Here is a 22,572-nt window from a genome sequence, read left to right as displayed (position 1 = left end):
GCACCCGGCCGCGGGATCCTCCCGTACGAGTTGCCGCTGGTGGACGGCGAGCGGGCCCCTGGCGGTCGACCATCAGGCGGTACTGGCGCGCCTGCGACTGAGGCCGCTGGTGGACGTCCCGGGGTACGGTGACCTGCGCTCTTGCGGGTGGGGCGTTCCATCAGGCCGCGGACTTCACACCGCGCACGCCACGGCAGATCCGCCCGAGAGAACCGAGCCGCCGCTCGAGCGGGCACCGATCCCAAGTCATCCTGCCAAGCGTCGACTTCAGTCATCCCTTTGCATGACAGGACGAAGGCAGCCGTCGGCTCAGGCCACCAACTAGGGCGCGCAGAGGGGTTGGACCCACCGGTCGGAAGCGAACTGTCAGGTAGCCGTTACGCGTTGTACGTGGCGAGTAAAGAAATCTTCCGGACCTCACGATTCTCCTGGCGGAAATTGCTCCGATCACGAAATGATCACTAAAGTTTGCGATCGAACCTTCGCGCGATCGATCACCCGTCCGGGTGGCAGCGAAGACGCCGTCGTGTCCGTGACGCGCCTGGAGCCAGCGATTCAGCTCCTCCGCGACCCGGTGGGCGGCTCGAGGAGAAGGAGTTCGCCTCCGTGGCGTCCCACCGTCGTCCCAAAGCACCGAGCCGCGCCCGAGTGACTGTGCTCACCGCCTCCGCCGCCGCCGCTGTCGCCCTGACCGCCCAGGCAGCCCACGCCGACCCCAAGCCGACCAGGAGCGAGGTCAAGGCGAAGGTCGACAAGCTCTACTCGGAGGCCGAGAAAGCCAGCGAAAAGTACAACGGAGCGAAGGAACAGCAGGACAAGCTCACGAAGGAAATCGGCGCGGTACAGGACAAGGTCGCGCGCGGGCAGGACGAGCTGAACACGCTGCGGAGCCAACTCGGTTCGATCGCCACCGCGCAGTACCGCTCCGGAGGCATCAGCCCTTCCGTACAGCTCTTCTTCTCCTCGGACCCGGACCACTTCCTCGACCAGGCGTCGGCGCTGGACGGCCTGACTGCCAGGCAGGCAGAGTCTCTGCAGAAGATCCAGGCCAAGCAGCGTTCACTGGCGCAGGAGCGCAAGGAGGCCCAGGGCAAGCTTGCCGAGCTCGCCGAGGTGCGTGAGGCACTCGGCAAGAGCAAGAAGGCGTCCCAGGCCAAGCTCGCCGCCGCCCAGCACCTGCTGAACACCCTGACCGTGGCCGAGCGCGCCGAGCTCGCCGAGAAGGAGCAGAGGGCCAGTCGCGATGCGGGCGGGCGGCTCGACCTCGGCAACGAGGTCGCCGCGTCAGGCCTCGGAGCCGCCGCGCTCCAGGCGGCCAGCACGCGGATCGGAATGCCGTACTCGCACTCCGTCACCACGGGCCCCAACTCGTTCGATTGCTCGGGCCTGACCCAATGGGCGTACCACCAGGCCGGTGTCGAGATCACCCGCACCACGTACACCCAGATCAACCAGGGCACCCGCATCGGGCAGAGCCAGCTGAAGCCTGGCGACCTTGTCTTCTTCAGTGGTAACTCGCACGTCGGGCTGTACGCCGGCGGCGGCAACGTCCTGCACGCCCCCTACCCGGGCGCCTACGTCCGCATCGAATCGATGAGCACCATCGGCAGTTTCTACGGTGCGGTCCGCATCTGATCACACCGCGGCACCTGCACCCTGCGAGCGCGGGCAGTGCTCCGGCCGCGGCTGAGGGAGATGGGGCCGTCTGCCGCGTACTTCGGGAAGGTGCTGCGGGCCTCGCCCAGCGGCACCCGGCCGGGAACGCTCAAGGCTCTGCTTACCGCCCGGTACGGGCGCCGCCTGGGTCTTCGTCAACTGTGGGCAGGGGCGATACGGCGGAATGCCGCACCGGATGCGGGTTGCCGTCGTGGAGACCGTCGAAGGCGACGATCTGACCGACCCTCCAGGGACCTCGGAACGGCATGACCCAGGTCACTCGACGGAGGGCGGTTGCCGATACCTGTCGTAACGCATACTGTTACGACAGGAGAGGGGGTGGCAGCCACCGTGAGCGCCAACAGCAGACTGACCATCGCGACACACGCACTGACCTGGATCGGCCTGTATCAACGACAGGGCCACGAGGTTGCCACCTCCGAGCAGATCGCAACGAGCGTCAACACCAATCCGGTGGTGATCCGTCGCCTGCTCGCCCCCCTGAGCCGGGCCGGTCTGGTCGCTTCGCGGCGTGGCGCCGGTGCGGGCTGGATGCTCGCCCGAGATCTGGCGGCCATCACGCTGCTCGACGTCTACCAGGCGATCGAGCCAGGGCCGGTCTTCGCCATGCATCCTTCCGCGCCCGACTCCGGATGCGTCGTGGGCCATGGCATCGGGCCGACCCTGACCGCGGTCTACGGCGATGTGGAGGCGGCTCTGCGTAGGGAGCTGGCCAGGACCACGTTGGAGGACGTCCTCCGCGACATCCTCAAAGCCGCCTGACCTTCCCGGTCGAGGCACGCTTTTCTGCGCCCAGTGATGTAACGGAAATGGTTACGTCAATCTTGCACCGCTCGGGTGCTGAGACGAAGGACGAGAACGATGACAACAGACACGCAGACCTCGCGGACCGTGGCCGAGGAGTTCGTGCAACGCCTCGGCAAGCAGGACCCGGATGGCATCCAGGAACTGTTCAGCCAGGAGATCGACTGGTATGTCCCCGGCAGTGACACGCTGTCGTGGACCGGGCGCCGCACCCGGCGGGAGGAGGTCGCGTCGTACTTCACCACGATGTGGCCGCACTTCGTACCCGGCCGGAGCGTGGTCGAACTCAAGAACATCATCGCCGACGGCGGCGAAGTGGTCCTGCTGGCTGCCTGGACGCACACTGTCGCGGCCACCGGTAAGGAGTTCGCCACGCCGGCAGCCATCCACCTGACGGTCGAGGGCGCCCAAATAGTCCGCCTGCACCTCTACGAGGACACCCTCACAGTGGACGAAGCCTTCAAAGCCAGCTGATTGAAAGCGCCCAGCTACCTGCACCCCGGGCACATGGACAGCGCGTCGTTTTCGCCCAGCTCCACCCCATTGGCCAACGGCACATCGTTGCAGGCATCCCAGCAACCGGTTTGAACGCACTCGTTCCGCGACCGCCCCGGTCGTGGGACGAGTGGGTCGCGGTAACCGGCGGTTCCGGTTTCAGCACGCTCGCGCCGTCCGGACCGTGATCGTTCTCGCCGAGACTTCTGTACCGCTATCACCCACACCCGACCTACGACGAACAGGCCCGCGTACGCCTGGCGCGGCTGACGTGGGCGTTCGGCAAGGTCCTTCCGGCGATCGACGATGAGTACGCGGCCGAGTACTACACGCACCTGCACAACATGGTCGTTCGCAGGCCGGATGCTTGTGGTCTGTCCGCGATGCGGCGGGTGCGCTCTCGTGATTCCCCGGCCTGGCCTTCCTGATCCCAGATACTTCAGCGAGCTCCTTTTCCAGCCGCGTCGCCTGGCCTGTGGAGGGTGCGGTGCAGTCGCCGACCGGAAACCTGAGGCGCAGGGGGCTGGGCTGGTCGGCGCGGAGCTGGGTGGCAGCGAGGATCCGTTCCTCCAGCGGCCTCTGTGGCTGCAGACCCGTTGCGCCGGTCACATCTTGTGGGCCTACAACGAGGAGCATGTTGCCGAGCTGTCCGCATACGTCGGGGCGCGATTGCGGGAGCGTCGCGGAGCGCGGCCGACGATGTCGATGTCTGCTCGGCTGCCGGCCTGGATGAAGGTGGCGAACAATCGCGCGGAGGTGCTGGCCGGCCTGGAGACGCTGCGGGTGCTGGCCGAACGGATGGCACCTGCCGACCGCTCCGATGCCGCGCACGGGCGCGGTGACCGTCCCCGAGCGCACAGGAGTATGTACTTCCGCGGCGGTCCTTACGAGTCCTGAAGGCCCTGTTCGATGGTGCAACCTCGCTCGGCGAGCGGGGGTCGCACCTCGCCGATGGCCCGGGTGACGGTCGAGCGGTCCACGCCGAACCAGCACCTCATGAGGACCCCATGGCGGAGGTGCACGAGCGTGGCCAGAAGCCGGTCGATGAACACCAAGTGGTGCTTTGCACCCGCGCCCACGGCACACGTCCGTGTCAGGGACGCAAGCCAGGCCTGATGCCCCAGGATCGTGGGGATGTGAACGCTTGCGTCGTATGGCTCAGAGGCCACGGCCGACCGCTTGATCGTCGCCGGGCAGGGTAGCGAAATGGCATGGTCACTGACAACACATCCACTGGTACGAGCGGGTACGTGCAGCCCGAGGTCGACGTCCGGGCACTCACCGAGTTGCTCGACGGCGAGTACGCCGGGATCCGCGACCTCGTCCGGTCCAACCTGGTGAGGTATGCCTCCGTTCTCGAGGAGGCCGACGAGCTCGGCGTCGACGCGTTTCGCGAGCGGGTGCGCGAGCTGGTGGTCGGGATGGCCGCGACGGGCCAGACCGGCATGGGTTTCCCGAGCGAGTACGGCGGGGGCGGCGATATCGGAGCCTCGATCGCCGCGTTCGAGACGCTCGCCTTCGGTGACCTGTCGGTGCTGGTGAAGGTGGGTGTGCAGTTCGGCCTCTTCGGTGGCGCGATCCTGCATCTGGGCACAGAACGCCACCACGACGCCTATCTGCCGGACCTGATCACCGGGAAGCTGATGGGGTGCTTCGCGATGACAGAGACCGGGCACGGCTCCAACGTCCAGGCGCTCGGCACCGTCGCGCGGTACGACGCCGCCGGCCAGGAGTTCGTCATCACCACCCACGGTGACCGGGCGCGCAAGGACTACATCGGCAACGCGGCCCGGCACGCCGAGCTGGCGGTCGTCTTCGCCCAGCTGGAGGTGGGCGGGACGTCGGAGGGTGTGCACGCGTTCGTCGTGCCGGTCCGGGTCGGCGGCGAGGTGGCGCCCGGAGTCCGGATCGAGGACGACGGCCGCAAGATGGGCCTCAACGGCGTGGACAACGGCCGCATCTGGTTCGACGGCGTACGGGTGCCGCGCGAGGCGCTGCTGAACCGGTTCGCCGACGTCACCGCCGAAGGCGTCTACGAGAGTTCGATCGAGAACCCCGACCGCCGCTTCTTCACGATGCTCGGCACGCTGGTGCAGGGCCGGGTCAGCGTGGGCGGCGCCGGGGTCAACGCCGCGAAGGTCGCCCTCGTGATCGCGACGAAGTACGCCGTGCGGCGACGGCAGTTCGAGGCGACCTCGAATGCGGAGGAGCAACTGCTCCTCGACTACGGACTGCATCAGCGCCGTCTGCTGCCCCTCATCGCACGTACGTACGCGTTGCACTTCGCGCAGGACGTCGTGCGCACGGAACTGCACGAAGTCTTCTCCGGCATCGCGGACGACCCGCAGGCGCGACGCCGGCTGGAGTCGCGGGCCGCCGGCACCAAGGCGCTCGGCACCTGGCACGCCACCAAGGTCGTCCAGGAGTGCCGCGAGGCATGCGGCGGCGCCGGATATCTCACCGTCAACCGGTTCGCCGCCCTCAAGGCCGACAGCGACATCTTCACCACCTTCGAGGGTGACAACCACGTCCTGTTGCAGCTTGTGGCGAAGGGCCTGCTCACCCATTACGCGAGCGAGTTCGAGGACCTGGACCAGCTCGGTATGGTCCGCTACGTCACCAACCTCGCCGTCGAGACGGTCATCGAGAAGACATCGGTACACAAGCTGCTCGAACGGGTACGTGACCTGCTGCCCGGCGGTGACGAGTGGGACCAGGAAGCCGGGCTGCTCGACTCGGAATACCATCTCGCCATGCTTCGCTACCGCGAGGAGCACATGCTCGCCGGCGTGGCCCGCCGGCTCAAGCGCGGGATCGACCAGAAGCGCGATCCCGGCGTCGTCTTCTCGCAGGTGCAGGACCACGTCATCGCGGTGGCCCACGCCCACGTCGAGCGGCTGGTGCTGGAGGCGTTCGTCGACAAGGTCCGCGCGCTGCCCGAGAGCGGAAACAAGGTCGCGCTCGGCTTGCTGTGCGATCTGTTCGCCCTGTCGACGATCGAGGCGGACCGGGCCTGGTTCATGGAGCACGGCCGGCTGACCGTCCAGCGTTCCAAGGCGATCAGCCGCGAGGTGAACGACCTATGCCGCAAGGTCCGGCCCCTCGCAGTCCCCTTCGTCGACGCCTGGGGCATCCCTACCGAAATGCTGCGCGCGCCTGATCTGGTGGGCTGATCTGCGGACTCCGTCTCGCCGCGGCCAAGGCGACCCCGGACTGCCCGTCCGAGGCCGGGGGAGGGGGCCGGGTCCTCGGCACCCGCCTCCTCGGCTCGTCCGGCGGAAGCGCCACGTGCTGAACAGATGACGAGAACGGGCCCGACCCGGACCTCTGCGCCGTTCAGGCCGGGAATGCAAGCACGTCAGGCGACGTAGCGCCTGCGGTGATGGGCTTCGTCGGGTTCGCCGATGGGCCGGGTGATGCTTTCGTCTGCAGTCGGCAGCGTGGTGTCCATGGATCCGGTGGCCACAGCCGTTCCGAGGCATTCGTCGCACTGGTGCTGCCCGTCGTCCATTTCGTTCAGTGCTTCGTGTGGTGCGGTCCGGCCGCACCCGGCCGCACACGGTACTTCCCTGGTGTCCCCCATGAGTTCGACGGTCCGTCAGGGAAGCTGACCTCGGGCAGGGGGCACGCGGGGCGCCTGGTGGCGTCGGCCAGGCATGACGTCACCCGTCCCTCACGAGCCCCACCTATTGGCCACGAGCCCCACCTATTGGCCTTGTCGCGTCCAGACGTCATCAGCCACGCCAGCTGGCCACGCGGGCCTTGTGCCCGTGAGGCGTCCCTGGCGCACCAGGCACTGCCTCTCGGATCTCCCGACGTGGGTGGGGTGTTGGGGTCAGGGCGGCTGTACGGGTCGTGGGGATGTGACGAATGCGGAGTGGGATCGGCTGCAGTCGTTTATACCTCCTGGTGGTGCGCGTGGTGCCCGGTGGAGCGACCGCCACCGGGTGATCAACGGGGGTCTCCACCGGGTGCGGACCGGTGTGCAGTGCGGGATCCGCCGGAACGGTTCGGGCCGTGGGAGACGGTCCACGAACGACATCTCCGCTGGTCAGCCGATGGAACGTGGCAGATGCAGTCGGCGGCAGTGGCTGTGTCCGCTCCCACAGGTTGTCCGACACGGTCCACGGCGCTCGATGATCAAGCACTTCCGCGGGCATCCGCAGCACACACGCATGACCGTGGAAGCGGCCGACCGACAGGCTTCGCGTACGAGCCGGAGACAAGGTGGGGCCGCCTGTGCCGCACCTCATGGACGCCGCGGCACAGGCGCGCGCCGGCGCAGGGGTCGACGCCCGGACACTCGCCGTCATCACGGGCCGGGCGATCGACGCCGTCGTCGCTGAAGGGCTCCACGATCCGACCTTCCCGACGAGGCCCGCCGCCACTGAACTCCGTGCCTGATCGACGCAGCCCTCACGCCGAAGGCGGAGCCGCGTTCCTGACCGAACGCAGCTGTCAGGGTGTTGCGTGGAGAAGGCCGCTCGGAGCAGCCGCCGGCCTGCGCGCCCGTACGACGCAGTGACGAAGGCAGACGCAGCGCTCACCCGCTCCGCCCCGGACCGACCAGGAGCCGTGGCGACCGGACGACGCCCTCGGCCGCACAGCCACCCGGGACCCCGCCCTCCCTCAGAGCGCCACCGCACACCGCGCAGCCCGGCCCCAGAGTCGAGCAGAGGGCTGGGCCCGGCGGTCAGTGGCCCCGGGACGCGATCCGGGTCGCGACCATGGAAAGGGGTACGGCGGCGGCCCAGCTGTACATCGCGCCGACCGGTGAGACTCGCGCGATCCCTACGGAGAGCAGGAACACGACGGCCTGCGCCGGCAACGGCACGCGGCGCCAGGAAGTACCGAGGGCACGGCTGGTGCGCAGCTCCATCCCGTAGAGCACGAGCGCGGTCGTGCCGATGACCGCTCCGTACAGGCCGGGGCCGAGGAATCGGTCGCCGTAGTCCACGAGGACCTTGGTGGGAAAGGGAATCGACGACAGGAGCAGCAGGAACGTGACGTTGAGCCAGAAGAGGTACGAGTCGATCGGCCCGACGACCCGCAGCGCCGCGTGGTGGGCCCGCCAGAACAGCGCGATCACCACCGCACTGAGCGCGAAGGCGCCCACCTGGGACTGCACGTCGTCCAGGGCCTGATGCAGTTGCTTCCCGTCGAGCCCTTCGGGCAGCTTGATGTCCAGCACGAGCAACGTCATGGCGATGGCCACCACTCCGTCGGTCAGAGCGAGCATCCTGTCCTTCGAAACAAGCTCCACCTCGGGTGGGACGATTTCCTGCCCCGCACTCTCGTTCATGGAAACACTTCGTAGCACCCGCCCTCCACCGGAGGAGCCAACCAGACACGTGTCGTCCCCCAGTCGCCCGTCGGCCCTCCGCCCTCGCACGCCGTCGGAGGGCCGCTGCCTGCCACGCCCAGGTGTGTGGTGCTCGCGGCTCGGGCGCCGGTCGCGTTGCTGTCGTACCGCCCCACGCCGGTGTCCGCAGGCGAGGCGAGACTGACGCACCGTCACCAGCGGGGCTCACAGCGCGTGGCGAGGTCGAGGGCGGGGGCGAGGGCGAGGGCGAGGGCGACGAAAGCGTGGTGCCGGTCCACGCAGACAGGCCTGGGCAGGCCTGAGTTGACGTGGACCGGCACCACGCGGAGGTGGCGATGACGCTGACGTGCGGGTGAGCCTGCCGGACCACGACCGGGGTGGCCGGTGCCCGGTGCGCGGGTCCCGCGGTGTCTCCGGCCGGCCGGAGAACGGACGGAGGTCAGGCGGCGAGCGCCTCCTCGGCCGCGACGGGCGGGGACTCGGGGTCGTGCCGACGCAGGGCGACCAGGACGAGTGCGCACAGGGCAACGACCACGGCCGCGCCGATGTAGAGCTGCGTCGCGGAGGCGCCGGCGTCCTTGAGCATGCCTGCGACGGTCGGGGACAGGATGGCGCCGATACGGCCCATCCCGAGAGCCCAGCCCATGCCGACGCTGCGCACGTTGGCCGGGTAGAGCGGCGGTCCGACCGTGTAGGCGCCGGCGATGCAGCCGTTGATCAGAGCGCCGACGACGACGCCGACGGCGAACCCGAGCCACAGGGTCGAGGTGCTCACGATGAAGACGATCATCATTGCGGCCGAGAGCAGGGAGAACCCGATCAGCACCACCCGCGGCGTGCGTACCCGGGCGACGACACCGTAGAGCACGGAGCCGACCGTACCGCCGATCGAGATCGCCATTCCGGCGGTCACCGCCGCGCTCTCGGACAAGCCCTCCTCGACCAGCAGTGTCGGCGTCCAGCTGTTGACGAAGTAGAAGCCGAACATGATCGTGATGAAGGTGAGCCAGAGCAGGATCGTCGGGGTCAGCAGCTGCTTGAGCCAGCCCGAGCCGGCCCGCTCGGCGGCGGACCCGGTGGCGGTCGCCCGGTCGAGGTCGGCGCCGGTGACGGGTTCCATGCGCATGCGGGCCAGGGTCCGGTTGATCCGCGCCGGCGCGTTGCCCGGACGGCGCTGCTCCAGGAAGGCCACCGACTCGGGCAGGACGGCGGCGATCACGATCAGGGCGAGCAGCGTCCCGATGCCGCCGGCGTAGAAGACGATCCGCCAGTCGCCGCCCACCACGGTCTTCGCGACCAGGCTCGCCGCCGTGGCGCCGATCCCGTACCCGGCTGTGTAGATACCGATGGCGAGACCGCGGTTCCTGGCGTTGGAGAACTCGCTGGCCATCACGTTGGTGCTGGCCAGGATGCCGCCGACACCGATGCCGGTGACCAGGCGGAAGAGGCCCATCACCGTCACCGACGGCGCCATCGCCGCGCCGAACATCCCGATCGTGCCGAGGACGAGGCTGACCAGGATGAGCGGCCGTCGGCCGATGAGGTCGGCGAAGGGCGCCAGCAGCATCGAGCCGATCGCCATTCCGATCAGGCCGACGGAGACCAACAGCCCGAACTCCGATCCGCTGAGTCCGAACTCCTCGGTGACCGACGGCCCGGTGAAGGCGACCGCCATGACGTCGAAGCCGTCGAGGCAGTTCATGAAGGTGCAGAGCGCAACGATCAGCCATTGGTAGCCGCTCATCGGTGCCTGCGAAATGCGTGCGGTGATGTTCATGGGTGTCCAGGTGGTGAGAGATCCGGGCGTTCGCGGGTGCCCGCCGGGTCAGGTCAGGCGGAGGGAGAGAACAGCGGGGGTGTCCGAGCCGTCGTCTGCTGCGACCGCTCGGGAGACGCAGAGGCAGAGCATGTCCGAGCGTTCCTTCTGGGCTTCGCTCAGGAAGACATCGCGGTGGTCGACGGTGCCGGTGGAGTTCAGCACTTTCGCCAGGCACAGCCCGCACTCGCCCTTGCGGCAGTCCGACAGGGTCTCGACGCCTGCCGCGTCGAGGGCGTCGAGAATCGACGCGCCGGGGGCGACGGTGACCTCGCGTCCGAGTTCGGGCAGACGGACGAGGAACTCCTGCGCGGGGTACCTGCCGCTGGAACCGAAGGTCTCGAAGCGCAGGTTGGTCGTGGGCAGGGCGTGCTCGGCCCAGCTGCGGGAAACGGCGTTCATGAGCCCGATCGGACCGCACATGTAGAGCTCGGTTCCGGCGGCGGAGGGTGCCCGGGCTATCGCGGCGACCAGGTCGTCGACCGCCAGAGGGGTGCCCTCGTCGTCGACGTGGAGGCGGACCCGGTCGCCGTGCTCACCGACGAGCTCGTCGACGTACGCCATCACGGCGCGGCTGCGCCCGACGAGCCGCAGCTCGTAATCGGCTCCGCGCCGACGGAGCGCGGATGCCATCGCGACCAGTGCGGTGACGCCGATGCCGCCGGCGACGAGCACGTACCGGGAGGCGCCGACCGCCAGCGGGAAGTTCTGCAGCGGGCCCGTGACGGTGAGTTCGTCCCCGGTCCGCAGCCGGTGCATCGCCGCCGAACCCCCGGACGAGGTGGGGGAGAGCCGCACGCTGAGCGTCAGCCGCTGACCGCCGTCCTCCGAGCGCACCACCGAGTACGACCGCACGCGGCTCACTCCGTCTCCGGTGCCGGTCCCGGAACCGATCCGGACGTCGACGTGCGTGCCGGGCGCGGCGTGCTCGGGGTGTTCCGGCGCCAGGACGATGCGGCGTACGCCGTCGGCGACGTCGGAGACCTCGACGACCCGGGCCCGCTGCCAGCGGGTCTGTGTCTGCACCGCCATGTCAGGCCACCTGACCGGCGGCCGGCGCGGAGGAACCCCGTCCCTCGGCCGCGAGCATGCGGTCCAGGATCTGGCGCACCCACATACCGCCGGCGTCGATGTTGAGGCTGTAGAACTCGTGCTCGGGATTGGAGTCGATGGCGCGCTGCTGGGCGCGCAGCATCTCCTCGTCCTCGCCGAAGACGCCGTGCACGGCCTGGCGGAGCTGGGTGGTGATCGTCTGGCTGTCCAGGCGGTAGTTGCGCATGAACGCCCAGAAGTAGTGGGCGGTGCGGTCGCTCTCGGGGGTGATCGTGTTCATCACGTACCCGTTCACCCCTTGGCTGCGGTCGCCTTCGGGTGCCCCGGTGCCCGCCTTCGCGACGCCGACGTCGATGCAGATGGTGCCGGGTGCCTCGAACGTGATGATCTGCCAGCGGTCGACCTTGCCGGAGAATCCGGGGAACTTGTCGCGCATGTTCTTCAGCCAGAACGGTGGGGCGTCGATGTCGCGCATCCACCGGGCCACGGTGACGGTGTCGCCCTTGTGGGTCACGTCGAACTCGGCCTCGGACAGTTCCTCCTGGCCGATGCTCGAGGAGTGGACGAACTCCTCATGGGTGAGGTCCATGAGGTTGTCGAGGATGAGCTGGTAGTTGCACTCGGCGTGGATCGTCTCTCCGTCGCCGGCCCAGTCCGGGTGATCCATCTGGTGCATGTCGGGCACCGTCGTCGGGTCGGCGAGGTCGGGATCGCCGACCCAGACCCAGACGTACCGGTACCGCTCGACGACAGGGAAGGACGGGACCAACGCGCTGGGGTTGATCGTCTCCTGCGCGGGCATCCCGGTGCAGCGGCCGGCCGCGTTGTAGCGCAGGCCGTGGTAAGGGCACTGCAGCTCGTCGCCCAGGATCCTGCCCATCGACAGGGGCGCCAGCCGGTGCCAGCAGGCGTCGGCGAGGGCGACCGGGCGGCCCTCGGTGGTGCGCCACAGCGCCAGCGGGACGCCGGCGATCGTGCGGGCCAGCGGCTGCTTTCCGGTGACCTCGTGATCCCAGGCGGCCGCGTACCAGGCGTTGCGGGGGTAGTTGAAGATCTTCGCCGCCGCGGTGGAGGGCGGAGTGGTGACAGGCATGAAAACTCCCTATGAAGAGAGGTATGTGTTGCGCGGGCCACAAACTAACTATCGATATAGTGAGATGGCAAGGGTGTGTAGCTTGGTGATTTCGGAGGGGGAGGTGCCTTGTCGCTGCGTTACGCGCTCATCGCGCTGCTCACCGGTCGCCCCATGACCGGGTACGACATCTCGAAGAGCTTCAGCCGCTCGGTGGCCCACGTCTGGCACGCCCCGGACTCGCAGATCTATCCCGAGCTCAACCGGTTGGAGCGCGACGGGCTTCTCAAGTCGATCGAGGTGAGATGGGGACAGAAGGGGACGAAGAAGGAGTACCACGTCACCGACGCAGGGCTTGCCGACTTCCGGTCCTGGATGGAGTCCCCGCTGACGCCGCAGCGGCAGCGCGACCCCGCCTATCTGAAAGCCGCCTACTTCGAATTCGCCGACCCCGCCTCGGTGCGTGAGCAGCTTCGGCAGCAAGAGGCGTACTGGCAAGAGCAGTTGAGCATGCTCGAAGGCACCAGGGCCGCACTCGTCGAGCGCACCCATCCGACCTTGGCGGCCCGCCTGTCCAAGCTCACCGAGCGCGAGGCCGAACTCGCGGTGCGCTACAAGGTGTACGCCTACGACGGGCTCATCGCCCGTGCCCGCACCGAGCTGGCATGGATCGCGGACGGCTTCGCACTCGCCGACGAACTGCACGGGTCCTGACCCCTGCCGACGAGCGCCGGTGCCGGGGCGAGTACCGGGGACCCGGGACCTGGTCGACCCGGGGCCGATGCCCGGCGCCCTGACCCCCACCGCCCCTGACTCCACCCGTCCTGGCCCCACCCGTCCCAGGCCCCCACCGCCCCTGACTCCACCCGTCCTGGGCCCGGCGGCCTTGGGGGCGGTGGCCGCGCCGCCGCGGCATCCGAACTGCTGACCCCGTCCCATGCCCGCCCACGGCGCTGCCGGCGCCTCCGTCCGGCCTGCCGCGCTCCGTCCGGTCTTCGCCCGGCCTCTGTCCGGTCTCCGGCGGTACCTCCGTCCACGACCGCGAAAATCTCGCAGTGATCTGGTGGCTCCCGGCCCTGCTGGGTTTTCGGGAGGTACGACCGCCGGACCCCGACGACCCGCACCGCGGTCGCCGACGCCCGCTGCAGCCTCCAGTGCTGCACGTCAAGCAGTCATCGTCACGTACGGCGCCGGGTCGTCCATGACCCGCGCCGGGTCGTCCACGACCGTGGTGCTGGGGCGGCCCTTATCGCAACGACTGCATGGCGTGGGAGGAGTCCGGAGCGCGAAAGCGGCCGTCGGAACGACCATGAGGATCGCCGACGGAGGCCCATTTGGGCACCGGGCTTATGAGACCCCACCGCCGCCGTATGGGCGGGGAACTGCGCGACCCGATCGCAGGACGAGACAGTGACCACCCCGCCCGCCCCGCCTGCCACGCCTGCGCCGTCGCCCTATTCTCACTCACGGCCGCACTGCCAGGTAGGCGGCGGCGTTCCGGAGGTCGGTCGCGGTGTGTGCGGCCTGGTGGCGGTGGGGGCTGTTGCCGAGCGGGTCGATGAGGACGGATCGGCGGGTGGAGGCGAACAGACCGGTGTCGTTCGGGCTGTTGCCCAGCACGAGGATCTGGTCAGGTTCCAGGTGGAGGGAGCGGGCCAGATCGTGGAACTGGGTGACTTTGAGCTCGGTCAGAGCCGCTTGGGCGGTGGCATCGAGGGCGAGGCCGCTCATGTAGCCGTGGTCGTCGTATACGACACGGCCGGCGCCGCAGGCGATCCGGGCGCCGATCCGGGCGGCGGTGACCTCGGCGTACTCGACGACGGAGGAGCTGATCAGAGCCAGGGGCACGTTCCGCTCACGGACGGCGGCGGTCAGGTGGTCGACATCGCGCAGCGGGACGGCGGCGAACGCGGCCTGCAGGTCCTCCCGACGGGCCCCGGCCCACAACGTGCACAGTGCGCGGGGCAGTTCGTCGCCGACGAGGGTTCCGGCCTTGAACGCCCGGTAGAGGCGGGCGTGATCGGCCGCGGGGGTGCCGAGGGTCTTCGTGACCGTCAGCGCGCTGGAGGTGGTGGTGAGGGTGCCGTCGATGTCGCACACGACCGCACCCAGAGGAGGCAGGCGGCCGACGGACGCGGGAACGGCGGGGCGCAGGCTGTCGGAGGCCGGGTCACCTGCCAGGCTGGAGTGGTTCACGGCCTCGGTCCTCGTGCATCGGCGTAGGCGGTGTAGTAGGTGGTCGGCATGGTGGCCAGTGCCTCCAGACACCGGCGGGCGCCGGGGTCCGGCACCGCCTGGTCGAGGAGAGCCAGGACGTGCTGGGTCTGGCGGGCGATGAAGTCCAGGGCGCGGCGCCCGGCATCGGTCGCGTTCACCAGTTCCGTCGCACGTGCGGTCTCCGCCGGTCCCAGGGACGCGTGGGTGGCGTAGAGGGTGGTCAGGGCCTGGCCGGCATCGCTGACGTGGGCGAGGGCATCCACCGTGACCAGGGTGCGCTTGAGCCCTGAGAGGTCGCCCCCGGTGGGCTTGCCGGTTCTGGCCGGGTCTCCCCAGACGCCCAGCATGTCGTTGGCGCACTGGAACGCCACCCCGGCGACGGTGAACGCCTCCACCAACAAGTCCACCACCCCGGTGTCGGCGCCCGCGCATCGGGCGCCGACACCCGCCGTCGCACCGAGGAAGACTCCCGCCTTCTGCCGGGTCATGGTCAGGCACTGGTCCCAGGTGGTGTCGTTCCGGGATTCGAAGGCAGTGTCAGCGTCCGCGCCTTCACACGTGACTGCGGTCGCGTGCCCGAGCAGCCGGGCCGCGCCCGGGGGGCAGGCCCGGCAGAGCCAGGGCGAGGCACAGCAGGGCGTTGCCGGCCAGGAGCGCGGTGGGAGCGGTGTGGAGGGTCCAAGTGGCGGGCCGGCCGTGCCGGGTGCGGTCGCGATCCAGGACGTCATCGGTCAGCAGCGTGAACGCCTGGATCAGCTCCACGGCCGCCGCGGCGGGCAGCGCGGCCGGCGGCTCGGCGCCGAGAGCTGTCGCGGTGTCGAGCACCAGCGCGGCACGGATGCTCTTGCCGCCTCCCAGGCTCCCGGTGGGGCGGCCCTCGGCGTCGATCCAGCCGAAGTAGTAGCGGGCTGCTTCGCGCACTCCGCCTGTGGGGAGGGTGTCGACCGCTTCCCGGAGCACCGGGTCGATGTCGCGCCGGGCTCGGGCCAGCCTGGCTGCCGGCGCCGGTGCGGTGTGGTCCGTACTTGTCGTGGTCATGCGGCTACCTCCGGCCAGTCGGCGACACCGGGCAGTGCCACGTCGGTCATCGCGCTCAGCAGTGCTCGTCCGGTCTCGGTGAAGGGTCCGTTCGCCGCCCGCTCGAGGGCTTTCCCGCGCCGAGCGGTGATCATGGCCCGCACCTGCTCCACGGCCCCGGTGGCCGCGATCGTGGAGCGCAGCTTGTCCATGCCGGCCCGGCCCAGGAGCCGGGTCATGGACGCGCGCTGACCGGTCGTGGCGGCCTCGGCGGCCAGAGCCACCACCACGGTGCGCTTGCCCTCCTTCAGGTCCTCACCGCCGCCGGGGCAGTTCGGTCCGGCCGTGACGTCCTCCAGGTCGTCCTGCAGCTGGAACGCCTCACCCAGCGGTCGGGCGTAGCCGGCCAGGGCGTCGGTCACGTCCGGGTCGGCACCAGCCATGGCGGCACCGATCAGGAGCGGACCGAGGACGGTGTAGGCGACGGTCTTCGCGTGGATGACGGCGAACGCCTCGGGCACCGTTCCGAACAGCTGGGAGGGCTTGACCAAATCCAGAAGCTGGCCGTTGAGCAGTTCGGCACGCATCGCACCCAGGTGGTCACGGGCCGCCGGTGGGACGCCCGGCTCGTATAGGCGGGCGAAGTGCTCCTCGGCCCACAAGGCCGCCATGTCGCCGAGGAGCACTGCGGCGCTCAGACCGTGCCAGGCGCCCCCGCCGCGCAAGTCCGCGTACGCCACGTGCACCGCCGGGTTGCCGCGCCGCAGGAGAGAGCGGTCCACTACGTCGTCGTGGACCAGGGCGTGCCCGTGGAGGAGTTCGAGTCCGACACCGACGTTGGTGATTCGCACGTCCGGCGGCGTGCTCGTGGCGGCCCGCCACCCGATGTGGCAGAACAGCGGGCGGACCCGTTTGCCGCAGCCGCTCAGGAACGCACGCAGAACAGCGATCAAATGGTCTGTTCCGGGACCGGAGCGTTCCGGCCGGCCGGACGGCTGTTTGCTGGACAGGAACGCTTCCAGGGCCCGGTCGACCGCAGTGCGGGCTGCGGTCGGATCGGCTCTGGCGTCAGTCGCGCTCACAGGCCACGCCGTACTTGGTGACGCGCTCATGAAGACTCCCCATTTTGCCGCTCGCTCGCGTTTCGGGCTGCATACCTCCCCCCGGGCGCCGACAGCGGTCCGCCGCCGGCGCGGGACGCGTGGTTGGACGTCCTCCAGCAACAGCAAATCTCATTCGCCTGCTGTGACCTGGAGAAAGCCGCTCACCACGACAGTTGTGCTGTGCAACGACGGCGGGGCGCCGTCGTCACGCCTCGTGCGGGGAAGGCTCCTTCTGGCTCAGGCTGCGAACGCACCCGGAGGTCGAGTCCACGCGCCCCATGCACTGCCGGCAACCTCAGCGTCCACACCTGGGGCCTCCGCCGGCCGCGCAGCCGGAGCGGGGTCCTCACCGGCTGACGAGAGCCGCAGCCGACTGAACATCGGACGGCTTCTCGCTAACGCCGGCCGACTCCGCGACACAGCCGCACTGCCTCTCGCCCCCAGCCACCTCTGCGTGAACGGCCTCCGCCCCCGTACATGACTGATATGCAAGCGTTCCTCCCTCCCAGAGCGGCCGACCTTTTCCTGCGAGACCTCGAACAACGCGCGGAGCATCCGGACGCAGGGTCGACCATCGGTGCGGTCCTGCACCTGTCGGGCGCCGCGCCCGGGCTGCTCGAGCTCCAGGAGCACGTGGCCACGCGCCTTTCCGGCCTTGCGCGCACGTCGCATCTCCTTCATGGTGACGGCCGGCGGGCACAGTGGGTACACGCCGTTCCCGACCCCGCGCGTCATGTCATCGCCCAACGCCTGGCCAGGGGCCGGGAGTCTCTCGAGGCGGCGGTTCACGATCTACTGCGTGACCCCTGGCCCGTGGATGCCCCGGCCTGGCGCCTGGTCCTGCTGCACGGCCATGTCTCCAACGGGTTCGCACTGCTGTACGCGGCGCACCACAGCGTGCAGGACGGTGCCACCGTGGTCGAGATCCTGCAACCGCTCTTCGGCCCGGATGCACGTTCCGAGCCGTCCGCGGTGGTACTGCGGCCCCTGCCGCAGCCCGAGCCGCGGCCCCGGCTGCGGCAGGTGCTGCGAAGTGCCGCGGTCCTCCTGCGGTATGCCAGGAAGCACCAGGTGTGGACCTCACCGTCGCAGCCACTGTCCAGCCGCCGTCGCACCGCATGGATCCATGCCCCTGCGGCCTCGCTCAAGCCGGCAGCCCGTGCCGGCGGCGCCAGCGTCAACGCCGTCTACCTCACCGCTCTGGGCCACGCGATCGCACAGTGGGCGAGCACCTCCTGGCCGCTCGCCGCCGAGGCTCCCATTCCCGTGATGATCCCCGTCAACCTGCGTTCCAAGGATGAAGCAGGGGCCCCCGGCAACCGCCTCTTCCTGACCCGCGTCGACCTCCCGGCCGGCCCTCTTCCCCTCCTCCAGCGACTCGCCGGGACCCGTGCAGCGACTTCGCCTCTCAAGCTGCCCGGACACCGAGCGGTACTCCGCTCGGCTCTCACCCGCCTGCCTGCCGGTTTTCTTCAGCGCCTCGTGGCCGTGAGCACCGCTCCGGTCCGGCTCACGCTCGTCGCGTCCTGCCTGGTGATGCGCGAACGTCTCCGATATGGCGACGCGGTGGTGACCCGGATCGATCCCCTCATGTGCTGCCCGCCCGGCGCACCCCTGGCGGTGGTCATGCTCGTCTACGCGGGCGAGGCGAGCGTGTGCTTCCGCATCGACAGAGCCCTCCCCGACGCCGAATGCCTCCCCGGACTGTGGAGGCAGGCACTGGAAGACCTGTCGACAGCTGCCGGCCGCCCGCCGGCCGGCCCCCAGCCCGCCACGGCAGCGGCAGCGGCACTCACCCCGGAGCCGTGAACGCAGGGGGTGGCCACGGGAGAGCCCACCGCATCCGTGCGACGCCCCGCAGCCGGAGCCGCATCCTCGACTCCGCTGCGCGAGCCCGCGGCGAGGGCCCGGCCAACCCCACGTGGACGGACCGGCCGATGCCGCCACGTCGCGGTAGATGTCGCGCCGGCCTCCACAGCGCCTTGGATCCCGCCCAGGTCATCACGGACGTGCGACGTGATCGGGCTGTTCCGCTCGCCGTCGGCTACTTGTTGGCGCTCCCGGCCTGGGGGTTCCATCCCACCCCGTGCCTCGACGTGCCCGACGAGGTCTCCGGCGAAGCCGTCGCGCTGTTCCTCTCGGGCCGCGAGAGCGCCGCCCCTTGCGTGTGTCGTTGGGTGCGCCGTTGGCTGGCGCATCCGCCCTGCAAGCCGCGAGCCAGGGCAGGCGGGTCGCTTGGCGACGCCCCTTCTGCCGGCACGTCAGGATTTTGCCCCTCACTCACCCAGTGACATCTGGGGCGGTCGGGGTTACGGTGCCAACGAACACTGTGACAACGTTGTCAGTCGTGTCAGGACTCGAAGGGAAATACTCCATGCGGTTTGCTTTCAGACCGTTCCGTCCCCGTGCTTCCGGTATAACCGCCGGTCTGATGGCCGCCGTACTCGTGAGTGGGGGAGTGGTCGGCCTCGCCCAGCCCGCCGCCGCCGCGGACGCGGAACCGATCGATCTGGTCAATCCGTTCGTCGGAACCCAGAACTTCGGCAACACCTTCCCCGGGGCGAGCGCGCCGTTCGGCATGGTCCAGGTCAGTCCGGACACCGGCGGCCAGGGCGGCTACGACTACAAGCAGGACTCGATCTACGGATTCAGCCAGACGCACTTGTCCGGCGTCGGCTGCGGCGTCATGGGCGAGCTGCCCATCATGCCGACCACGGGCGCGGTCGACTCCGTGGACCCGAACGCCTACCGCTCCCCGTACAGCCACGACGACGAGCAGGCCGCCCCTGGCTACTACCGGGTGGGACTGAAGAAGTACGACGTCGACGCGGAGCTCACCGCCACCGAGCGCACCGGGTGGCAGCGCTACACCTTCCCCTCCACCGGTTCGGCCAACGTCCTGTTCAACACGGGCAAGGCCAACCAGTCCGTGCTGGACTCCGAGGTGCACGTCGTCGGCGACCGGACGATCGAAGGCCGGGTGCACGCCGGGGGCTTCTGCGCCGGACACGATGAGCACACGGTGTACTTCAGCGCCACCTTCGACCGGCCCTTCAAAGCCCACGGGACGTGGGAGGGCGACGCCCCCAGGCCCGATACCCGCGACGCTGAGGGAAGCGGCGCCAACGGCGCCTGGGTGACCTTCGACGCGACCACCGACCGGGACGCCGTCCTGAAGGTGGGGCTCTCCTACACGGGCGTGGAGGGCGCCCGTAAGAACTTGGCCGCGGAGACCGAGAAGTCCTTCGACTTCGACGCCACGCGTAAGGCGTTGCAGGACACCTGGAAGAAGCAACTGGATTCCATCCGGGTCGGCGGAGGCGCGGCGGACCGGCAGAAGGCCTTCTACACCGCGCTCTACCACAGCCAGTTGCACCCGAACCTCGCCGGTGACGTCGACGGCACGTACCAGGGGTTCGACAACAAGACACACACGGCAAAGGACTACACGCCGTATCAGAACTTCTCGCTCTGGGACACCTACCGTCCGCAGAACCAGCTTCTGCAGATGCTGGAGCCGAAGGTCGCCCGGGACGTCGCGCTGTCGGTCGTCGCGGCCGGCCGGGACGGCGGCTGGCTGCCCCGCTGGGCGCTCGCCAACAGCGAGACCAACATCATGACCGGTGACCCGGTCACGCCCTTCCTCGTAGAGGCCTGGTCAAAGGGTCTGCTCGCCGGACACGAGGCAGAGACCTACGCGTTGCTGAAGAAGAACGCGACCAGCACCCCACCCGCCGACTCGCCGTACAACGGACGCTCGGGATCGGATTACTACACCGAGCGCGGCTACATCCCGTCAGGTCTCGAGCTCGGCAAGGACTGCGCGGACAAGGGCGGCGACAACGACTGCAAGCACCCGGCGTCGGCGACGATGGAGTACTCCGCCGCCGATGCGTCGCTCGCGCTGATGGCCGACCGGCTCGGACACAAGTCGGACGCCAAGATGTTCGCCGCGCGCGGGCAGTGGTACCGGAACCTGTGGGACTCCTCGATCCAGCAGTTCCGGCCGCGGACGGCCGACGGCACCTGGCTCACGCCCTACGACCCGGTCGAGGCGGCGCACCAGTTCCATGAGGGCGGCGCGTACCAGTACCAGTGGCTGGTACCGCAGGACCCGGCCGGCCTCGTCAGCCTGATGGGCGGCCGGAGCGCCACCGAGAAGCGGCTCGACTCCTTCTTCGTCCACGACAAGCTGCTCACCGACCCGGCGGGCACCGCTCGCAACGACTGGATCTCGCAGCCGTACGACTACTACGGCAAGCCGACGTACAACCCGAACAACGAGCCGGACCTGCACGCCCCGTACATGTACAACTGGGTCGGCGCCCCGGCGAAGACCGCGACCGTGGTGCGTGCGGCGATGACGCTGTTCACCGACGGCCCGGACGGGATGACGGGCAACGACGACCTGGGCACCATGTCGGCCTGGTACGTCTTCTCCTCCCTCGGCCTCTACCCGACGATGAGCGGCGGCGACTTCCTGGCCGTGTCCAGCCCGCAGTTCGAGTCGGCGACCGTCCGGATCGGCAGCTATCCCAAGGTGTCCGGCACCAAGGGCCAGGGCGGCACGCTGACGATCGGGGCGCCCGGAGCGAGTGACACGAAGCGGTACGTGCAGAACGTGGCCCTGAACGGCCGTGACGTACCCCAGACCTGGCTGAGCTGGAACAAGCTCGCGCACGGCGGAACCCTGGCCCATCGGCTCGGGACCTCCCCCTCCTCATGGGGCACGGGCAAGGGCGCTCAGCCGCCCTCCGTCAACCAGGCGTCCCCCGACAGCCGCAAGCACGTCGACGCGTCGCTGCGTCCCGCTTCGGCGGTCGTCCCCACGGGTGACGCCGCACAGACCGCGAAGTTCACTCTGGACGTCCTCGGGCAGGCACCCGGCAAGCTGAACGTGTCGGTCACGGTGAAGGTGCCCAGCGGCTGGAAGGCCACGACGGCACAGCGTTCACCGCTGGTGATCGATTCCGGTCACCTCCCGGTGCAGAAGAAGGTGTCGCTCGACATCACCGTGCCGCCGGGCGTCGCCACCGGGTCCTACCCGGTGGAGGTGAAGGTCACGGGCCGAGGGACGAACTCCGTCACCCGCAAGGCCACCGTCGCGGTGGGAGCCGCCACGACCTGCGCGAGTGAGGCGAACGGGCAGTGCGCAGTGGACCTGCGCACGGAGCTCGGCCACGACGGCACGGCCACGGTGGCGAACTCCGACGAGGGCGACTTCGACGGACACGGCTGGAGCTATGACGGCGACCTGCTGCCCAAGGCGGGGCCGGTCACGTGGGACGGCGTGACGTACGACGCGCCGGACCCCACCGGCACGGCGAACAACTTCCTCGAAGCAAGCGGGCAGGCCCTCCTGTTGCCCGCCGGACAGCACAGTGCGCTGCGGCTGGTCGGCTCGGCGCACAACGGTCCTGTGACCACCACACTGACCGTGCACTACACGGACGGCAGCAGCACGGAGGCACCGGTGACCTTCGGCGACTGGGCGGGCTCCGCGCCGGACGGCGGCACGGTCGTCCTCGATATGCCGCACCGCATCAAGCGGGGCAGCGGTGTCGACGGGCCGTCCATTCGTCTCTTCGGTACGGCCGCGGAGCTCGACGGGGGCAAGACGGTCCGTTCGGTCTCGCTGCCGGACGACACCCGCGTCGAGATCTACGCGATGACGCTCGTTTAGAGAGGGACGGCGGACCGCCGAAACCCAGGCGACGGTGCGTCGTTTCGTATCGGCGCACCCATCTCATCGTGGCCCCGGCGCGAAGGCGCCGGGGCCACTCGGCCCGGAGCAAGGCGCTATCGTGCAGTCGGCCCGTCCAACAGTTGCCGGGGCCAGCACCCGTTCCGGCGACGGATGGATCTGCGTCAGGCCGTGCAGGGTCGTGAGCTGCATCAGGCGGGCCCTCCGGCACGGGACCGCGGAGGGGCGAGGTCCGGCATACCTTGCGTGGGAGTTCGCCGAGAAGGGGCCGGCAGGTGCGCGCAGGGATGG

19 protein-coding genes are annotated in these 22,572 nt (G+C 69.4%); 9 read left to right on the top strand and 10 right to left on the bottom strand.

Going from position 1 to position 22,572, the window contains the following annotated elements:
• Positions 1-606: 606 nt before the first annotated feature.
• The 4 genes from ACFYQ6_RS28405 (at position 607) to ACFYQ6_RS28390 (ending at position 3,873) form a co-directional block, all read left to right on the top strand.
• Positions 607-1,635 carry an NlpC/P60 family protein gene (locus ACFYQ6_RS28405; protein ID WP_388765627.1) on the top strand — a complete coding sequence of 343 codons (1,029 nt, stop codon included), beginning with the start codon at positions 607-609 and terminating at the stop codon, positions 1,633-1,635.
• Positions 1,636-2,007: 372 nt separating this feature from the next.
• The gene (locus tag ACFYQ6_RS28400) at positions 2,008-2,439 is read left to right on the top strand and encodes an Rrf2 family transcriptional regulator (protein ID WP_361581849.1); all 432 of its coding nucleotides are present in this window, start codon (positions 2,008-2,010) and stop codon (positions 2,437-2,439) included.
• 99 nt (positions 2,440-2,538) lie between these two features.
• A complete protein-coding gene (locus tag ACFYQ6_RS28395; protein WP_361581617.1) occupies positions 2,539-2,955 on the top strand; it encodes a nuclear transport factor 2 family protein in 417 nt (138 codons plus the stop codon).
• 720 nt (positions 2,956-3,675) lie between these two features.
• A complete protein-coding gene (locus ACFYQ6_RS28390; RefSeq protein ID WP_361581868.1) occupies positions 3,676-3,873 on the top strand; it encodes a hypothetical protein in 198 nt (65 codons plus the stop codon).
• Here the strand turns inward: ACFYQ6_RS28390 and ACFYQ6_RS28385 are convergent.
• Positions 3,861-4,055, bottom strand: coding sequence for a transposase family protein (locus ACFYQ6_RS28385; RefSeq protein WP_388765624.1), 195 nt, complete (start codon positions 4,053-4,055; stop codon positions 3,861-3,863). The two genes, ACFYQ6_RS28390 and ACFYQ6_RS28385, sit on opposite strands and share 13 nt — an antisense overlap.
• A gap of 132 nt (positions 4,056-4,187) precedes the next feature.
• On the opposite strand from ACFYQ6_RS28385, the gene ACFYQ6_RS28380 reads away from it, so the two are divergent.
• The gene (locus ACFYQ6_RS28380) at positions 4,188-6,149 is read left to right on the top strand and encodes an acyl-CoA dehydrogenase (RefSeq protein WP_388765623.1); all 1,962 of its coding nucleotides are present in this window, start codon (positions 4,188-4,190) and stop codon (positions 6,147-6,149) included.
• A gap of 185 nt (positions 6,150-6,334) precedes the next feature.
• Here the strand turns inward: ACFYQ6_RS28380 and ACFYQ6_RS28375 are convergent, their stop codons facing one another.
• The gene (locus ACFYQ6_RS28375) at positions 6,335-6,487 is read right to left on the bottom strand and encodes a hypothetical protein (RefSeq protein ID WP_361581611.1); all 153 of its coding nucleotides are present in this window, start codon (positions 6,485-6,487) and stop codon (positions 6,335-6,337) included.
• A gap of 728 nt (positions 6,488-7,215) precedes the next feature.
• Here ACFYQ6_RS28375 and ACFYQ6_RS28370 point away from each other — a divergent pair.
• Positions 7,216-7,380, top strand: a complete 165-nt coding sequence (locus ACFYQ6_RS28370; protein WP_361581865.1) for a hypothetical protein — start codon at positions 7,216-7,218, stop codon at positions 7,378-7,380.
• Positions 7,381-7,669: 289 nt separating this feature from the next.
• On the opposite strand, the gene ACFYQ6_RS28365 is transcribed toward ACFYQ6_RS28370, so the two are convergent.
• The 4 genes from ACFYQ6_RS28365 to ACFYQ6_RS28350 all read right to left on the bottom strand — a co-directional run bounded on the left by ACFYQ6_RS28365 (position 7,670) and on the right by ACFYQ6_RS28350 (position 12,261).
• Positions 7,670-8,278, bottom strand: a complete 609-nt coding sequence (locus ACFYQ6_RS28365) for a TMEM175 family protein (RefSeq protein ID WP_388765620.1) — start codon at positions 8,276-8,278, stop codon at positions 7,670-7,672.
• Between the two features lie 460 nt (positions 8,279-8,738).
• Positions 8,739-10,076 (bottom strand): MFS transporter, encoded by a 1,338-nt coding sequence (locus ACFYQ6_RS28360; protein ID WP_388765618.1) that lies wholly within the window; start codon positions 10,074-10,076, stop codon positions 8,739-8,741.
• A 48-nt stretch (positions 10,077-10,124) separates the two neighbouring features.
• Complete coding sequence (locus ACFYQ6_RS28355; RefSeq protein WP_388765616.1) at positions 10,125-11,147, bottom strand: PDR/VanB family oxidoreductase; 1,023 nt, start codon at positions 11,145-11,147, stop codon at positions 10,125-10,127.
• 1 nt (position 11,148) lies between these two features.
• The gene (locus tag ACFYQ6_RS28350; RefSeq protein WP_388765614.1) at positions 11,149-12,261 is read right to left on the bottom strand and encodes a Rieske 2Fe-2S domain-containing protein; all 1,113 of its coding nucleotides are present in this window, start codon (positions 12,259-12,261) and stop codon (positions 11,149-11,151) included.
• Positions 12,262-12,369: 108 nt separating this feature from the next.
• On the opposite strand from ACFYQ6_RS28350, the gene ACFYQ6_RS28345 reads away from it, so the two are divergent.
• Positions 12,370-12,954, top strand: a complete 585-nt coding sequence (locus tag ACFYQ6_RS28345; RefSeq protein WP_361581596.1) for a PadR family transcriptional regulator — start codon at positions 12,370-12,372, stop codon at positions 12,952-12,954.
• Positions 12,955-13,704: 750 nt separating this feature from the next.
• Here ACFYQ6_RS28345 and ACFYQ6_RS28340 read toward each other — a convergent pair.
• Genes ACFYQ6_RS28340 through ACFYQ6_RS28325 form a run of 4 tightly spaced genes read right to left on the bottom strand, consistent with a single transcriptional unit; the run spans position 13,705 to position 16,586 of the window.
• A complete protein-coding gene (locus tag ACFYQ6_RS28340) occupies positions 13,705-14,436 on the bottom strand; it encodes a haloacid dehalogenase-like hydrolase (protein ID WP_388765612.1) in 732 nt (243 codons plus the stop codon).
• Entirely contained in the window at positions 14,433-15,041 is a 609-nt protein-coding gene (locus ACFYQ6_RS28335; RefSeq protein WP_388765815.1) for a polyprenyl synthetase family protein, read from the bottom strand. Before ACFYQ6_RS28335 ends, ACFYQ6_RS28340 begins: the two co-directional genes overlap by 4 nt.
• Positions 15,010-15,495, bottom strand: coding sequence for a polyprenyl synthetase family protein (locus ACFYQ6_RS28330; RefSeq protein ID WP_388765611.1), 486 nt, complete (start codon positions 15,493-15,495; stop codon positions 15,010-15,012). Before ACFYQ6_RS28330 ends, ACFYQ6_RS28335 begins: the two co-directional genes overlap by 32 nt.
• The gene (locus tag ACFYQ6_RS28325; protein ID WP_388765609.1) at positions 15,492-16,586 is read right to left on the bottom strand and encodes a polyprenyl synthetase family protein; all 1,095 of its coding nucleotides are present in this window, start codon (positions 16,584-16,586) and stop codon (positions 15,492-15,494) included. The genes ACFYQ6_RS28330 and ACFYQ6_RS28325 overlap by 4 nt, the downstream gene beginning before the upstream one ends.
• Positions 16,587-17,054: 468 nt before the next feature.
• On the opposite strand from ACFYQ6_RS28325, the gene ACFYQ6_RS28320 reads away from it, so the two are divergent.
• Positions 17,055-18,386 carry a wax ester/triacylglycerol synthase domain-containing protein gene (locus ACFYQ6_RS28320; RefSeq protein WP_388765607.1) on the top strand — a complete coding sequence of 444 codons (1,332 nt, stop codon included), beginning with the start codon at positions 17,055-17,057 and terminating at the stop codon, positions 18,384-18,386.
• 622 nt (positions 18,387-19,008) lie between these two features.
• The gene (locus ACFYQ6_RS28315; protein ID WP_388765605.1) at positions 19,009-22,260 is read left to right on the top strand and encodes a GH92 family glycosyl hydrolase; all 3,252 of its coding nucleotides are present in this window, start codon (positions 19,009-19,011) and stop codon (positions 22,258-22,260) included.
• Positions 22,261-22,572 lie beyond the last annotated feature (312 nt).

The sequence above is a fragment of the Streptomyces sp. NPDC005494 genome (assembly GCF_042872025.1).
Lineage (GTDB): Bacteria > Actinomycetota > Actinomycetes > Streptomycetales > Streptomycetaceae > Streptomyces.
This window is presented reverse-complemented; position numbering and strand designations above follow the sequence as displayed.